The organism is Blastocatellia bacterium, assembly GCA_025054955.1.
In the GTDB taxonomy this organism is placed as follows: domain Bacteria; phylum Acidobacteriota; class Blastocatellia; order HR10; family J050; genus JANWZE01.
On sequence record JANWZE010000152.1, the window covers coordinates 18,592 to 34,666 of the forward strand.

The following is a 16,075-nucleotide window of genomic DNA, read 5'->3' on the forward strand; positions in this document are numbered from 1 at the left end:
GATGAGTCACGAACATGGAGCTTATACCGGCAATTGATTTGATGGGCGGTCGCGTTGTTCGCTTGCGACGAGGTGATCCAAACCAGGCGACCGTTTATAGCGACGCTCCGGCGGCTGTTGCGCAACACTGGGAATCTTTGGGAGCCGATGCTCTTCACGTTGTTGATCTGGACAGCGCGTTGCAAGTAAGCAAGGAGCGGCAGACGTCGCTGATAAGCCAGATCGTCAAAGCCGTGCGTATTCCGGTGCAGGTCGGCGGCGGCATCCGTACCACGGAGCAGATCGCTGAGGTGCTCTCGACCGGCGCCAGTAAGGCAATTGTCGGGACCATGGCGTTGCAGAATCAACAGGAGCTTGAGATGGCGTTGCGCGAGTTTGGGGCGGAGCGCATCATGGTGGCGCTGGATTATGCTGACGGACGAGTGAAGATCAAAGGGTGGCAGCAGGCGACCGACCTTGATCCCATTGAAGCGTTGCAACAGCTTTGCCGACGCGGCGCGCGACAATTTCTTATGACGGCAATCGCTCAAGACGGCACACTGGCCGGCGCCGATGTGGAAACGCTCGCCGGGGCTGTGCGTGTGGCCGACGCGCAGGTCTACGCCAGCGGCGGTATCGCAGGACTTGCTGATGTGCAGCGACTCAAACAAATTGGCGTGAAAGGAATCATCATCGGTAAGGCGCTATATGATGGGGTCGTCACCATGAAGCAACTTTCCGAATGGTGCATGGCTGATTGAAGAGTTTATGCCACTGGTCAAACGAATCATTCCCTGTTTGGACGTCCATGAAGGTCGTGTGTTGAAAGGCGTGCGATTTCGGCAACTGAAAGATGCCGGTGACCCGGTTGAGCTGGCCAAGCGGTATCGCGATGATGGCGCCGATGAGTTGGTCTTTTTAGACATCACCGCGTCGGTTGAGAAGCGGGCCACGTTGAGTCGTTTGGTCAGCCAGGTCGCGCGACAACTCGATATTCCCTTCACCGTTGGCGGCGGGATCAAAACGATTGAGGATGCGCGTGTCATTTTGTGTAGTGGCGCCGATAAAATCTCAATCAATACGGCGGCCGTTGAGCGCCCTGAGTTCATCACCGAGTTGGCTGAGTTGTTCGGCAGGCAGTGTGTGGTAGTGGCAATTGACGCCAAACGACATCCGACATCGGCTCCATTCAGCCGCCAGCGTTTATTCGACGTGTACACCTACGGTGGACGGCAACCAACGAATCGGGGCGTTCTGCAATGGGCTGCTGAAGCCGAGCAACGAGGCGCCGGCGAATTGCTGGTCACATCTATTGATCAGGATGGAACGGCGCAAGGCTATGACATCGCTTTGCTGGAAGCCGTGGCGGAAACGGTTCACATCCCCATCATTGCTAGTGGCGGCTGTGGTCAACCTATACACATCTACGAAGCCCTTGCTCACGGCAAAGCCGATGCCGCGTTGGCTGCCTCCATTTTTCACTTTGACACCTATCCGATTCCTTTGGTCAAGCGATTCCTCGCTGAACGAGGCATCCAGGTGAGGCTATGAAGAGTATCCCAGTCGAACAACTTGATTTTCAGAAAGGCAACGGGTTAATCCCTGTCATCGCGCAAGACGCGACTACAGGAGAAGTGCTCATGCTGGCTTATGCCAACCGGGAAGCGCTTCGGCTCACGCTAGAAACCGGCTACGCCCACTACTGGAGCCGCTCCCGACAACAACTATGGAAAAAGGGGGCTTCATCGGGTCACTTGCAAAGAGTTCAACAAGTGCTGGCCGATTGCGACCAGGACACGCTCCTTTACCGGGTGGAGCAAACAGGGCCAGCCTGCCACACTGGTGAACGAAGTTGTTTCTTTCAATCGGTGCACACAACATGAGGGCCTCCGTTTCAATCCTGCAACATCTGCTTAATATTTGAAACAACTGAATTTAGACTCGAATTTTTTCTTGACGATAAGCGCGTTCTCGTGTATTTAATAACTGTCAAGGCAGTAGGAGCGAGGGAAGCCAACTCATGCAAGGTAGCCCGTCAGGACAACTGTGCGTGGCATTTTCAGCGGTTGGCACAGGCCAGGGTTCAACGGCAAAAGCTGAACTGAACCCAGAGGAAAAAACACAACATACTCTGAGGCTCGAAGGTAACCTATGTCGAATAATCAACTCCACTCCACAGCAAGTTGGCAATCTGATTTGATTCGGACGAGCTTACCGGCGGAGTATCCGCCCGTGCCCTCATCGTTTGAAGAGCTTGGTTTAGAGCAAGACCTGTTAGTGCAATTGCTCGTGAAAACCCTCTATGTTGTCGGCGAGTTGACAGAAGCGTCTGCGGCGCAACGGTTGAAAGTGCCTTATGCCATTGTTGAAGAGTTGTTCCGCGTGCTACGCACGGAAAAATTGTGCGAGGTCAAAGGACTCAGTGGCGCGCGTGGCATTCTCTATCGTTACAACCTGACAGAGCTAGGCCGCGCGCGCGCACGCGACTACATGGAAGTCAGCCAATATGTCGGACCAGCGCCGGTGCCGCTGATTCAGTACGAGGCAATGATGGCTCGCCAATCGGTGCTGAACGTTCGCATCAACCGGCGGATGCTCGAAGCTGGCGTGACACATCTGGTGTTGCCGACGTCACTGATTAACCAACTGGGTGAAGCGGTCAATTCCGGTTGGCCGATTTTCCTGTATGGCGAGCCAGGCAATGGTAAAACGGCATTGGCTGAGGCCATCGGCGAGATGCTCGGCAGCGTGGCCGGCGGCGAGATGTTCATCCCCTATGCCATCGAGATTGATAATCAGATCATTCAGGTTTATGACCCTGTCACGCACGTTGCTCTGGAAGTGGTCAGTGGCAATCCCAGCTCACTGATTGAGATCGAATCAGACACGGAGTATGACACGCGCTGGGTCCTCTGCAAACGACCGATTGTTTTCACCGGCGGCGAATTGACGCTGCCGATGTTGGACCTTTCATTCAATCCCATTTCCAAATACTACGAAGCACCTCCCCAGGTCAAAGCCAGCGGCGGCGTCTTCATCGTTGACGACTTCGGACGTCAACAGGTTCAACCGCAAGACTTGCTCAACCGCTGGATCGTGCCATTGGAAAAACGTGTAGACTACCTGACCCTGCACACGGGCAAAAAGTTCCGTGTTCCGTTTGATACCATCGTGGTATTTGCCACGAACCTTGAACCAAGCAAGCTAGCTGATGAAGCTTTCCTGCGACGTATCCGCAACAAGATTTTCGTCGGCGATCCATCGCTGGATATTTACACGGAAATTTTCAAACGACTCTGCGAGAAGAAGGGTATCCCGTTCGAGCCGGAAGCCATTGACTACTTGTACAACGAATACTACTTGAAGTACGGCATCGGCATGAGGAGTTGTCAACCACGCGATATTATTGAGCAAATCATGAGCATCGCCAAGTTCAACGAAATTCCACCCTCACTAGACCGAGACCTGATTGATCGAGCGTGCCAGATTTACTTCATGCTCAAGCCACCAGACCAAGACCTCAGCAGTATCTACGAATCGGTGCCCAGCCGTCATACCAACCATTTTTGAGCCTACAACCGAAGAGGGTTTAACGCCAAGAGAGCAAGGTCGCCAGCCGATACACGTTATTGAATCGAGCTGGCGACGTTGGTCTCTTGCCAATCCGTGTTGGCGATTGGCAGGCGCGGCGTGCCCGAATGGATATACGACCCAATATGTCAATGCGCGAGTTCGTATCTGCCAGATTCGCAGGCACGACAGCCATGTTTTGCTTCAGGCGTTAATCAATCCCCGACTCGATGCAATATCTTCTCGATGCCAGCCTGAAATACATCGGGCGGCGGTAGCAAACTAGCGACCAAATATCCATCAGCAGCAAAGTCGAAGAAGTAGCCTGGATGAATCAACACGCCGTCTTGCTCAAGCAGCGTCAGTACCAGCTCTTCCTCGGGGTATGTACAGGGAACACGAATAACCGCATACCAGCCGCCCTCTGCATCCAGACATTCGCACGTCGAAGTGGCTTTCAATCGGTTGAGCAGGTACTGACGATTAACCAATACGCGACTCAGAATTGGTTGACTGAGCCGAACGCGTTGCGCCATCCAGCGCGGCAAAGCGTGTTGCACAGGTGTATTGACAGACAGATAAGTATCGGCGATGACCTCCAATCGAGCCAACGCCTCGCCGAGCAGACCGGCGGGACCGCTCGCACAAAGCCATGCTAGCTTCATCTGCGGCAAGCCTAGCAACTTGGAGATGCCACCAAGCGCAAAAGCCAGCACATCAGTCGCGCCAGCCACCGTGACCACGCGATCAGCATTGGTCGAGAATGGATAATCGGCAAAAACTTCGTCGCAGATGAGCGCCAGACCATGCGCGCGACAGGCAGCGACCAGCTCGCTCAATTCTTGACGGTGCAACCACGAGCCGGTCGGATTGTTGGGACTGACGACCACAATGGCCCGCGTCCGAGCCGTGATCAACCGGTGGATGTCAGTCAGATCAATATGCCACTGGCCGCTGTAGACCAACGGATATGCAACCAGCTCGACGTCATTGATTGTTGCCAGGAAATCCAACAGCGGATAGCTCGGTCGTGGCACAAGCACGCAGTCGCCCGGATTGGCCAACAGGCGAAACAGGAATGAATAGGCTTCGCTCGTGCTGGCGGTTAATATGATTTGGTCAGGATCAACAGAAACGCCTTTGCCGGCGTAATAGGCAGCGACTGCCTGCCGCGCTGGCAACATGCCTTTTGGCGATGGTTCGTAAACAAGGCTTTCAGGTTTGCCTAAGACCGAGAGAATGTCGTCGGGATAGCTCAAGCCGCAGCGCGTCGGATTTGATTCGGTCAAATCCAGGATCGGCAGCCCGGCGCGGCGCCGTGCCTCGAGCTGTTGACTCAACTTGTTCGGCGTCAATTTCCAGTCAGTGCGTGAGGCCCACATCAGGGCATTAGAATACAATGGAGCGGGTACGATGACCAAGCGTGCGCTTTAGCGCCGGTGATTTTGCCTAGCAAAAATCAATGCGGAAGAGCAGCGACCAAATCCATCACGCAGCGTCTAGCTGATGCTGCCAGCTTGGCCAAGATGCGCAAATTCTACACCCCGGCGATGAATACCAAATCAGCAGCCGTCTACTTTGAACCTAACGCACTCAAATCAACCCAACATCACGGTGATGCGATCCATCACCGCGTGGCCTACCGACTCAGTCATCTGGCCAAGCTGCTGAAGCTGACGGCTGGAGCCGGCTGCGGCAGCGACGGTCTCTCACGGCGATGCCTGCCTCTTCGGTGATGGCATTGCCAATCTGAATCAATTCGGCTCCCTCAGCGCCAGCCTGTCACGGCGATGCCTGCGGATAGAGCTTCTTCATCAGTTGATCTTTGACTTTGGTTCCTGCCTCGAATGAGGCGTCGGCTTTCTCTCGCGCAGCGGCGAAATTCAACGCATGCCACTGAGTTTTGCCTGCTTTCAACAGGCTCCGAACCGTCTTCATTTGGTCTGTTTCCTTCGTCAGGTCCAGCTTTTTATCCTGACCAACTTCCAGCAACCGGTCTGCCCAGATGAGCATCGCATTGGCACGACTGATGGCTTCCATCACCTCCTGTGCCTTTTGTGGAATTTCGGGTCGAGCCGGTAACGGGCCGTTGATGGTGTTGTGACAACTCGCGCACAAGGCAGCGGCTTGCGTCGGCGAATGCACAACGGCTGACGCCATGTGGGCATGACAGGTCGTGCAGTTGGGGCCTAACCCGGACGCCTTCAATTTTTCGTAATGCCGACTCGTCGTGAACGCGGCGACAGTTTCGGCATGGCAGGTTCCACACGTTTGCGGCAATTGATTGGGATGAACTTTGCTCTGTGGATTGGCCACCGGCAGCACAATCTCCTGATGCGATTTGGCCTTGTCCTTCACCGTCGGGTCGCCGCCGTGGCATTGCTCACAGCCGACAAGATGGTCGCGATGTACCGACACATGCCATTCAAAATAGCGATTACTCACCGACAACGGCGACTTGATCTGAGCATGACACGTGACGCACGTATTCTGTGGCAAGATATTCTGGCTCTGCTGCTCGGGCTTGGCCGTCAACCAGCCGGGCAGAAGCGCCAGCCACAGCGCCAGAACGAAAAGCGTGCAGAGTTGTTTGCACATAGCTGTTGACCTCCATAGCCGAACGTAATACGTGAGAATGGATAATCGTTGCAAAGCCCATGCCGTAGCAGTTCAAGCGCAGCGCAGTCGGCTTCTTGTTGCCACCGAACGAGATGAACATGAATCAAGAGTAGGAGCAGAGGAGAATCAATCCGACAGGTGGAATTTTCACCACCTCAAACGGGCGATAAAACCCAACCTGATGAATTGCTTGACAGGCACAATAAGCTGTGCCAGCATCTGTGGCCTGAAGTGAGCGATGAACGTTTTAGTCATTGGGTCAGGCGGACGCGAGCACGCGCTGGCGTGGAAACTCCAACAGAGCCGTCATACTTCACAGTTACTCTGCGCGCCAGGAAATGCAGGCATGGCGCAGATGGCTACGTGTCACTCACTTGACCTGACGCAGATCGAGCCGCTGCTTGCGTTAATAGAGTCAGCCTCCGTGGAGTTGACGATTGTAGGCCCTGAAGCGCCGTTGGTGGCCGGTGTTGTTGATGCATTGGCTTCGCGTGGGGTGAAAGTCCTCGGCCCAACGCGGGCAGCGGCGCAATTGGAAGGATCAAAGGTTTTTGCCAAGGAGTTCATGGTGCGACATGGCATTCCGACGGCTCGGTTTCAGGTTTGTGATTCACCCGAAGCGGCGCGCCGCGTGATTGAATCAGGCCAATTCGAGTTTCCGCTTGTGGTGAAGGCCGATGGACTGGCTGCCGGCAAAGGCGTGACAGTGGCTCATACGCGCCAACAGGCGCAAGAAGCGATTGAACAGGCGATGGTGCGGCGCGTGTTCGGCGCTGCTGGCGACCGTGTGGTCATTGAAGAATGCCTGTTCGGGCGCGAGCGGAGCTTCTTGCTTTTCACCGATGGCGAAACGATCGCTCCGATGCCGGCGGCGCAGGATTACAAACGCGCGTATGATCACGATCAAGGCCCGAACACAGGCGGCATGGGAACAATTTCCTATCCCGGCTTAGTTGATGACTCAACGTGGGCGATGATCGCTCAGACCATTGCTCGGCCGACCATCCAGGCAATGAGCCGAGAAGGCCATCCGTATCGAGGTGTGCTCTACATTGGCTTGATGTTCACGCAAGAAGGGCCGAAAGTGCTTGAATACAATGTGCGGATGGGCGATCCGGAAACGCAGGCGATCATGCCCCGCTTGGAAACCGATCTGGTGGAAATCAGTGAGGCCATTACAGCCGGTGAGTTATCCCGCATTGACCTGCGCTGGAACCAACGAGCGGTGGCCTGCGTAGTGATAGCCTCCGGCGGCTATCCAGCAACTTATCAAACAGGGTTGCCGATTGACGGCCTTGAGGCGGCGGCAAGCATGCCAAACGTTGTTCTCTTTCATGCTGGAACAGCGACATCTGCTCAAGGGCAGATCATCACAGCCGGCGGGCGCGTGCTGGGCGTGACAGCCTGGGATGAAACGCTGCCGGCAGCCCTCGATCGCGCGTATGGCGCTGTCTCGCAGATTCACTTCGAGCAGATGCACTATCGGCGCGACATCGGACGCACAACGCCTCACCAAGGATGAGAGAGACGCGAGCGTCTCAGAGCCAAACGCTTGAGCAATGCCCACACCTGCAAACATCCGCCGGAAGGTCATTCATGAATGGCTCCGCCAGGTTGGCCGATCTGAATTTTCCTTCCGGTCTCGCGCGGGAGTGGTTATAATCGAACGAAACAGTTAGGAGGCAAACGCCATGTGGGAACGATTAAAACGGCTGCTCCGGTCAATCTTTGGCGGCCTGATTGAGAGGGCCGAAGACCCGGAACTGATTTTGCAACAGGTCATCCGCGACATGCGCGACAAGATACCGCAGATGAATGAAAACGTCGCCCAGGTGATGGCAACGCAGAAATTGCTGGAAAAAGAGGTTGCCACGTTGGAGCGCGAGATCAAAGAACTGGATGGCAAAATTCGCGCAGCGATCAAACAGGGTCGCGATGATATTGCGACGATGTTCATCAGCGCCATGCAAGAGAAGCAAAACTCGATGGAACGCGCCACACAAGAACTGGCGTCGGCCCGCGCTGCATCTGAGCAAGCCAAAAAATTCCGTGATAGCTACTTGCTACAACTGAAAAAGAAACAGGCCGAAGCCATGCAGCTCATCTCCGAACATAAGCGCGCCCGCTTGCAAGAACAACTGGCGCAAACGATGGCCAGCTTCCAGATCGGCGATGATGCGGCGACGTTTGACGAGATGCGCGAAAAGGTCGCCCGGCGCGTTGCCAGCGCTGAAGCTAAAATAGATTTGGCCACCAGTAGCGTTGAATCGGAAATCGCCGAAATTGAGCGTGAAGCATTCTCCATGCAGGTGAACGATACGCTGGCCGCCTACAAACGCCAGATGGGGCTGGCTGTCGAAGGACCAGCGTCGTCACCCTCGGTCAGTGTCGAATCGTCACAAGAAAAAACGCTGGGACCGTCCGAACAAGCGCGTGCGACAGAATGACCGCTGGCCAACGATGCGAGACCGATCCGCTATGACCTTCTACTGATTGACGGATGACTGACTGCGGTTCACTGCCTACTCAAGAGCAACCATGCCGGACAAGATCAACTACTACTGGGAAGCGTTCAAAGAACCATTAAATCTGTGGCCATTGGCCGGCCTGCTTGTTGCCTCCGCCATTGCCGCAGGACAAGGTCCAATGGGTGAATTAACCGGCTTGCTGATGCTAGGCGGCGGATTGCTGGCCGAAGCCATCTATATGATCACTGTGCCGACGAGCGGTTTCTACCGGCGATTGATCGAACGCCGTCAAGCCAGAAAACTGAGCGATCAACGCCGAAAAGCGCGCGAAGAGGTGATTAAAAAATTTGATCCACGCGAGCGTGAAGCCGTCGCCTATTTGCAATGGCTGAAAAATCAAATCTACGCCAATTATCAGCGATTCTCCGGCTCCAAACAGATTCCGGCTGACATCCTGCAACTGGAGACCATGTGGGAACGGTTCGTTGACTTCCTCGACTTATACCGTCGGTGCAAATTGCACCTGCGCTCGTTTAACCGGCAAGCAATCGAAAATCAGATTGCGCAGGCCGAGCGGAATCTAGCGTCAGCCGACGATAAGACGCGCCGGGTGATTGAAAATAACCTGCAAATTCTCAAAGGCCGACTGGCCGAGTACGAAAGCATTCAACGGGCGGTGAAGCTGCTGGAAGCTCAACTGCAGTCCATCGAAAACTTTTTCGGTCTGGTCAATGATAAAGTCGTCACGATGTCTTCGATTGACAGCATTGCCTCGCTCGACTTCGATTCGGTCATTTCCAGCATTGAAATCACTCGCTCGTTGTTGGAAGAAACGGCGCCGATGATGAGCGCGTTGGAGTCATTGCAACGCGAGGAAACGCCGCGTCTACCACCAGAATTGCGCATCAGACAATAGGCTATGAGTGAAGCAAAACCTTATCGTTCGACCTCAGATGTCTCATCCTTGCCGGCGTGGGCTCAACAGATGGTTAAGAAGTACTACGCCGGTGAGGCAAGTCATTTCCTGCTCCATCACAATGTGCACGATTTAGTTCGCACGCGGGACGGCCAATATGTCGGGCTTGTGTCATTCTTGCGGCGCGAGCTACTGGGCAACAAAAACGTCGTCATGTACGATCGTAGCCAGGGCATCACGTTTGGCTCGCCGGAGGTTGAGCGCGCGTTCATCGCTCAACTGCGCGTGATGGACCCGCTTATGTCGAAAGAGGTGCTGGCCAAGCTGCCGAAAGATCCGGGGCGGGCGCTGCCGTTGATTGAGCACTACATTTTCTATGGCGATCAAGCAGCCGTGATCATTGACTTTCTGGAGACCATCGTGCCGACCGGTGAAGTCAGTTACATGGGCCACGAAGACCGCAATAACCTGGTCGCGCTGCAACGCTGGATCACCAGCTCACGACTGCTCAGCACAGATAATATCGTCATCCTCATTGCCGAATCGCTGGCTGATGTCAATCAGCGCATCCGCGAGAATTCGCGGCTGGCCACGATCCAAATTCCTTATCCCGATGAGGCCGAGCGATTGGATTACATTCGCTCGTTCCTGGCCAACAACCCCGACCTGAAAATGGAAATGACCCCTGAGCAACTGGCTCACCTGACCTCCGGGTTGAATCGCGTTCACATCAACTCCATGATGCGCAGCTCGCAACTGGACGAAGCCGGCTTGACGTTTGAATCAGTCCGATTGAAGAAGAAAGAAATCATCGAAGCAGAATGCTTCGGACTGATTGAATGGATCACGCCAAAATATGGCCTGGAGCACGTTGGTGGATTGACTTATGCGAAGGATTTTCTGCGCCACATCGCCGAGACAATCAGACAGGGACGGACCGAGGAAGCGCCAATGGGTATCTTGCTGAGCGGGCCGGTCGGCACAGGCAAGACATTCTTGGCCGAATGCTTCGCCCGCGACTGCGGCCTGAACGTCGTCGAGTTCAAAAATTTCCGCGAAAAGTGGGTTGGCTCAACCGAAGCCAATCTGGAGAAGATCCTGCACCTGCTGCACACACTGGCGCCAATTGTTGTGCTGATTGACGAAGCCGATGCCGCGCTGGGCAATCGCGTCAGCGAAGGCGATAGCGGCGTCAATGCCCGCGTCTTTTCTAAGATCGCCAGCGCCATGGGCGACACGACCAATCGTGGACGGATACTCTGGATCCTCATGACCTGCCGCCCAGACCTGCTGCCCATTGACTTGAAGCGCCAAGGCCGCTGCGAAGAGCACATTTCGTTGTTCTATCCGCAAACTGAGCAGGAACGCCTGGAGATCACGCAGGCAATGGTCAAGAAGAACAAGATTCAAGTCGAAGATGGCATTGACTACGCCCCGATTCTGAAACACCCGCTGGAGATCTCCGGAGCAGACATTGAATCTATGCTGATCCGCGCCCGCCGTGAAGCGCGTCGCCAACAACGGCAACACGTCACGCAACACGATTTGGTAAAAGTCGCCAACGAATTCATTCCCGCGCGCGATGAACTGGAATTGGAATATCAAACGCTGGTTGCTGTGCTGGAAGCGACTTCGCGTGAGATGATCCCGCAGAAGTACCGTGACATGCCTGCCTCGGAAATCAGCCGGCGCGTGGAAGAGTTGAAGATGCTGGTCTAGTGTGGCGCCGAGATTAACCGGACGGGACGAGAGCTGATGAATGCTTCGTCATGGCCTGAATTGATCGGTTGCCGGATCAGGGCTGGTGGTGCTGTCACAATGCCGCATCTTGCAATTCGATGGTCACTGTGGCCGCCGGCACCGGCTAGCGCCTATCAATCCGAAACAGCATTACGCAGTCAGCGATTGGTATAAGGTTGATCTGGACAGAGCTGTGAATGCCATGATATGCTAGCCGCCGTTGTGCGCCTGTAGCTCAATTGGACAGAGCAGCGGACTTCGGATCCGCAGGTTGGAGGTTCGAGTCCTCTCGGGCGCGCGACGAAAAAAGGAACCAACATAAACGCACCCGTAGCTCAGTTGGATAGAGCGTTGGCCTCCGGAGCCAAAGGTCGTGAGTTCGAATCTCGCCGGGTGCGCTTTTTTCTTCTCGTGAGTTCGTGTAACCGGCCGGGTGCAGCCTTCGACAAAATCAGTTTTGAGTACGTTTGCTGACTCTTCTGGTGAATTCGTGTAACCGGCCGGGTGCAGCCTTCAACAAAATCAGTTTTCAGTACGCTCGCCTTCGTGGCGTGCACGGAGCACATGAGCGACTCCTCTGAAAATCCTCATCATCCATTCCTGCGAAGGGAAATGTCGCGCTCGTGTGCAAAAACCGAATGAGATTGTCAAGCCGGATCGTGCGAGGTTGTTCACCCACCAATGAAGAGCATCTGCCGGTGTGGACTCATCAGCCGGGTACCTTTTGCCAAGACTTGACGGCGATTTTGGATTAGGCTTCCCCTGAGGCGCTTTCGTTCTCCCAACAGGAGGCTTCCAAAAAAATTCAGCTTGACAGCGCAAGGCGCATGGGTGCAAGATAAACGCCGCAGGTTTGAGAAACGTCGGGTGGCGTAGTGGGGAGCACCCGAAAGGAGGGAAAAATGATCTCCCCGACGACGCATAGGATCTTCTTGGTTGTGGTTCTCTGCCTGTTGGCCGATTGGCTTCTCTTGGCCGGTCTCTCGACGCGGGCGGAGACGTTTCTGGTGTGCGCGCAGGGCTGTCCTTACAGCTCAATACAGGAAGCTATCGGTCGGGCAAGTCCCGGCGACACGATCCTCGTTCAGGCCGGGACCTATACAGAGAATCTGGTCATTACAAAGCAAGGCCTCATCCTTCGCGGGGAAGACCCGGAGAAGGTCATTGTGCAAGCGCGATTTTCGGATGAGCCAGTTGTCCTCGTGCGTGAATCGAATGTGCGCGTGAGCAGTCTCACCGTGACGGGGGGCGCGCGGGGGGTTCAGATCGAACCCAGGGGGAATAATCCCACGCTCTCAAACCTCATTGTGCGCGGGAATCAGGGCGAAGGGCTCTTCATCGAGGCAACTCAAGCTGGAGAAGCGCGCGGCTGCTTGATCCGGGGGAACACGATTGGTGTCTTCGTGGGGTTGCGAGGGGCTTTTCGGTTCACCGCGAACCGGATTCGCGACAATCGGGACGGCGTAGAGGCTCTGGACGCCGATCGCGTGGAAGTGCGGGAGAATGTGATCACGGGTAATCTGGGCTGTGGGGTGAAAGCTGATGATCGCTCTCAGCTTCTTGGCTCCAACAACGCCATCTTTGCCAACGGTCAGAATCTCTGCGGCCGTGCGCAGAATCGCCCAGACCTCTTGGATCAGACTCCACCCCCTCCTCCGCAGAACCTCGTGGTCACTCCAGCCGAGTGGACCAATCAAGGGCGATTTGAAATTACGTGGGAGGATTCGGTGGACCTGGCGGGCATCGTCGCTTACTTCTTCAAGCTGGGCGCTGCGCCTGCGAGCGCTACCGATGGAATACGTCGGGAGATCGCCCAGAAGCCGCTTGTCCTCGAGAATCCATCGGAAGGAGAGCGACCCGTCTTCGTTTGGCTTGAAGATGGGATGGGAAATCGGAGTCATCTGAATGCCGCTCGCGGCACGCTTCGGTTTGATCGCACGCCGCCGTCGGGCACGCTGCTGATCAATCGGGGAGCGCGGCAGACGACGGAGCTGCGGGTCGCCCTCACGCTTCAGGTTCAGGATGCAGCGAGCGGATTGGCCGAGATGCGATTCTCTAACGATGGGCAGACCTGGTCGCCCTGGGAGCCCTTCGCCGCAGAGAAGGCCATTTGGGACCTTTCGCAATTCGGTGGAAATGCCGATTCCGGTCGCAAGACCGTGTCCGCTCAAGTGCGAGATCGGGCGGGCAATGTGGCCTCGCTCTCGGCACAAATTGAGTACATTCGACTCCAACCTCCCTCGGTTCGATTCACGTTCACACCCCAAACCCCACGTCCTGCTCAGCGGGTGACCTTCGACGCTTCAGGTTCCTCCAGTCCGAATGGCGCCCTCACCCGCTACGTCTGGAACTTCGGCGACGGGACGGAACGGCAGGCGAATCAACCGACCATCCAGCACACGTATGCTTCCGAGGGACGCTACACCATTCGCCTGACGGTAACAGACGCCTTGGGCATGACGGCTTCCGCCGAGCGAACATTGGTGGTGGAAGCTCGCTCGGATACGCTGCGTGTGCCTCAGGACTTCTCCAGTGTGGAGGATGCCGTCAGAGCTGCTCAGCCGGGAGATGTCATCGTCATCAGCGCCGGGTTCTACAGCGTGAATTTGGTGCTCGATAAGCCTCTGACGCTCCGAGGCGTCGGGCCTCAGACGCTGCTTCGGGGGCAGGATTTGAGCCGACCCGTGCTTGTTGTTCAAGGCGAAGGCTTTCAAATGCGCGTGGAGAATATGAGGCTCACAACACAATCCGCGGCGACAGCAGCCACGGTCTCTGCCCAAAGCGGGTCACTCACAATAGCGTCGGCAGTGCTTGAGAACCTCAGTGCTGCGCCAGCGCTGGAGATGGCTGGATCAGCTCGTGTTTCCCTGGAGGGTACGGAAATGGCGCCGATCCGTTTATCCAGCGCTCGTGGGACGACTCTTCGCGCTCGCGATCAAGCCCAGCTTACCACTGCCCATGTCCAGTTCGCCGGGGAGGCGGGATTGGCTTTCACTGGATCGGCCACAGCCGTTGTGGAGGATTCGGCGATTGCTGCTGCTAGCGGTAGCGGTTTCGCCTTCGATGGCTCAGGGAATCTAGCCCTCACTGGTGTGAGCATCGAGGCTGGGGGCGATGGGCTGTCATTTTCTTCCTCCGGTTCGCTCACTATAGAAGGTGTCGAGATTGTGGCGGGCAAAACGGCCGTGCGGCTTGCGGGATCGGCCGAGCTGGCGCTCGATCTCACAGATTCGGCGTTGGCGGGAGCCGAGGTTGGGCTCTCTCTGAGGGGAACGGTTCGCGTGACCGCCATGGACGGCACGATCCAGGGAGGTCTGATCGGCCTCGATGTCGGAGAGAATGCGTGGCTTGTGATGGAGGGCACGGAGGTCACCGGCGATGGGCTCAATGTGAAAGTCAGCGGGCGGGCGGGCGCACGACTTCAGCGGATGAAGCTTTACGGTGGATTGGCTGGCGCGCTGGCCAGGGATTCGGCGACGCTTATTCTTGAGGGTAACACGATCACCGACCACGCCCTGTGGGGCGTTTTCCTGCCTCAACTTCCTTGCTTGGTGACGAGCACGCTCAGCGGGCATACCGATTGGGTCAACTCCGTCGCCTTCAGTCCGGGTACGAAGCTTCTGGCCTCGGGGTCCGGGGATCAAACGATCCGGGTGTGGGATGTGGGGACGGGCAATCTCGTGCGCACGCTCAGTGGGCATACCGCTTGGGTCAGCTCCATCGCCTTCAGTCCGGATGGGAAGGTTTTGGCGTCAGGGTCAGGGTCAGGGTTCTTGGATGGGACGGTTCGGCTGTGGGACGCAGCGACGGGAGCTCTGGTGCGCACGCTCAGCGGGCATACGGGTGGGGTTAGCTCCGTCGCCTTCAGTCCGGATGGGAAGCTTCTGGCATCAGGGTCATGGTACGGGGATCAGACGGTTAGGGTGTGGGACGTAGCGACGGGAGCTCTGGTGCGCACGCTCAGCGGGCATACAGGTGGGGTTAGCTCCGTCGCCTTCAGTCCGGATGGGAAGCTTTTGGCATTGGGGTCCGATGATCAAACGGTCCGGTTGTGGGATGTAGGGACGGGCAATCTCGTGCGCACGCTTAGCGGGCATACCAATTTGGTCCGCTCCGTTGCCTTCAGTCGGGATGGAAAGCTTCTGGCATCGGGCTCTGCGGATCGGACGGTCAAGTTGTGGAATGTCGGTATGGGAGTTGAGTTGGTTGATGTGGCGTTAGAGCTTTCATCCGGTCCGGCTGCGGAATTCACGGGTGTGCTGACAGGGAGCGAGAACGAGATGGAGCGGAACGGACAGCGATTGCCCCAACAGGCACTACAAGATGCTCAGGCAGATGTCTGTCCCGCCTACCTGCGCTTCCTGATTAAGCCAAAATGATACCAATTGACCTTCAAAAGACCATCCTCTCGTGGGCTTCAATGGCGAAGGTCGCGTTTCTTAAGCGTCAGCAGTGGATGTTGTGTTCCCCCTGTTGCACGGTGCCTACGGAGAGGACGGCTGGGATTTCGCAGCAGTGAGTAAGAGGTGTAGAGTGTTGATGCTATGAATAAGATTCGACTCACTCACCCCTGCACTTGAAGCAATACTTGATCGGCTTGATCTACTGCGACACACGAACGACCTGTTTATCCCTGTCGGCGCTGCGCCCGTGGGTATCCCACGACACATTGAGTCGTTTGCTGCAAGCCGGGTTGTCCCGGTCAGGACAACTGTGGACAGGCATGGCTTGTCGGTCGGTGCAGGCAGGCGGCGACTTGATGCTCGATGATACCCGTTGACAA

The 16,075-nt window shown here is 56.1% G+C and carries 13 protein-coding genes and 2 tRNA genes; 13 read left to right on the top strand and 2 right to left on the bottom strand.

Annotated features, from left to right (window positions below):
* The first annotated feature begins 14 nt into the window (after window positions 1-14).
* From hisA to NZ823_17965, 4 genes are all read left to right on the top strand, one after another.
* Window positions 15-740, top strand: coding sequence for a 1-(5-phosphoribosyl)-5-[(5-phosphoribosylamino)methylideneamino]imidazole-4-carboxamide isomerase (gene hisA / locus NZ823_17950; GenBank protein ID MCS6807009.1), 726 nt, complete (start codon window positions 15-17; stop codon window positions 738-740).
* Between the two features lie 7 nt (window positions 741-747).
* Window positions 748-1,530 (top strand): imidazole glycerol phosphate synthase subunit HisF, encoded by a 783-nt coding sequence (gene hisF, locus NZ823_17955; protein ID MCS6807010.1) that lies wholly within the window; start codon window positions 748-750, stop codon window positions 1,528-1,530.
* Window positions 1,527-1,862: a phosphoribosyl-AMP cyclohydrolase gene (gene hisI, locus NZ823_17960; GenBank protein ID MCS6807011.1), complete on the top strand. Its 336-nt coding sequence runs from the start codon at window positions 1,527-1,529 to the stop codon at window positions 1,860-1,862. Before hisF ends, hisI begins: the two co-directional genes overlap by 4 nt.
* Before the next feature lie 268 nt (window positions 1,863-2,130).
* The gene (locus tag NZ823_17965; protein ID MCS6807012.1) at window positions 2,131-3,549 is read left to right on the top strand and encodes an ATP-binding protein; all 1,419 of its coding nucleotides are present in this window, start codon (window positions 2,131-2,133) and stop codon (window positions 3,547-3,549) included.
* Between the two features lie 215 nt (window positions 3,550-3,764).
* Here NZ823_17965 and NZ823_17970 read toward each other — a convergent pair whose 3' ends face one another.
* Window positions 3,765-4,889 (bottom strand): pyridoxal phosphate-dependent aminotransferase, encoded by a 1,125-nt coding sequence (locus NZ823_17970; GenBank protein ID MCS6807013.1) that lies wholly within the window; start codon window positions 4,887-4,889, stop codon window positions 3,765-3,767.
* 186 nt (window positions 4,890-5,075) lie between these two features.
* Here NZ823_17970 and NZ823_17975 point away from each other — a divergent pair, with 186 nt between their 5' ends.
* Entirely contained in the window at window positions 5,076-5,285 is a 210-nt protein-coding gene (locus NZ823_17975) for a hypothetical protein (protein MCS6807014.1), read from the top strand.
* A 46-nt stretch (window positions 5,286-5,331) separates the two neighbouring features.
* Here NZ823_17975 and NZ823_17980 read toward each other — a convergent pair whose 3' ends face one another.
* Entirely contained in the window at window positions 5,332-6,147 is an 816-nt protein-coding gene (locus NZ823_17980) for a hypothetical protein (GenBank protein ID MCS6807015.1), read from the bottom strand.
* A 259-nt stretch (window positions 6,148-6,406) separates the two neighbouring features.
* Here NZ823_17980 and purD point away from each other — a divergent pair, with 259 nt between their 5' ends.
* The 8 genes from purD to NZ823_18020 all read left to right on the top strand — a co-directional run bounded on the left by purD (window position 6,407) and on the right by NZ823_18020 (window position 16,072).
* Window positions 6,407-7,690, top strand: a complete 1,284-nt coding sequence (purD, locus tag NZ823_17985) for a phosphoribosylamine--glycine ligase (GenBank protein MCS6807016.1) — start codon at window positions 6,407-6,409, stop codon at window positions 7,688-7,690.
* A gap of 169 nt (window positions 7,691-7,859) precedes the next feature.
* Entirely contained in the window at window positions 7,860-8,615 is a 756-nt protein-coding gene (locus tag NZ823_17990; GenBank protein ID MCS6807017.1) for a PspA/IM30 family protein, read from the top strand.
* A gap of 91 nt (window positions 8,616-8,706) precedes the next feature.
* Window positions 8,707-9,552: a hypothetical protein gene (locus tag NZ823_17995; GenBank protein MCS6807018.1), complete on the top strand. Its 846-nt coding sequence runs from the start codon at window positions 8,707-8,709 to the stop codon at window positions 9,550-9,552.
* Between the two features lie 3 nt (window positions 9,553-9,555).
* Window positions 9,556-11,271: an AAA family ATPase gene (locus NZ823_18000; protein MCS6807019.1), complete on the top strand. Its 1,716-nt coding sequence runs from the start codon at window positions 9,556-9,558 to the stop codon at window positions 11,269-11,271.
* A gap of 245 nt (window positions 11,272-11,516) precedes the next feature.
* Window positions 11,517-11,590: transfer RNA gene (locus tag NZ823_18005), tRNA-Arg, on the top strand.
* A 26-nt stretch (window positions 11,591-11,616) separates the two neighbouring features.
* A tRNA-Arg gene (locus NZ823_18010) sits at window positions 11,617-11,690 on the top strand.
* Between the two features lie 504 nt (window positions 11,691-12,194).
* On the top strand, window positions 12,195-15,671 hold the full coding sequence (locus NZ823_18015) for a right-handed parallel beta-helix repeat-containing protein (protein ID MCS6807020.1): 3,477 nt from the start codon (window positions 12,195-12,197) through the stop codon (window positions 15,669-15,671).
* Between the two features lie 197 nt (window positions 15,672-15,868).
* Window positions 15,869-16,072, top strand: a complete 204-nt coding sequence (locus NZ823_18020; protein MCS6807021.1) for a hypothetical protein — start codon at window positions 15,869-15,871, stop codon at window positions 16,070-16,072.
* The last annotated feature ends 3 nt before the right edge of the window (window positions 16,073-16,075 follow it).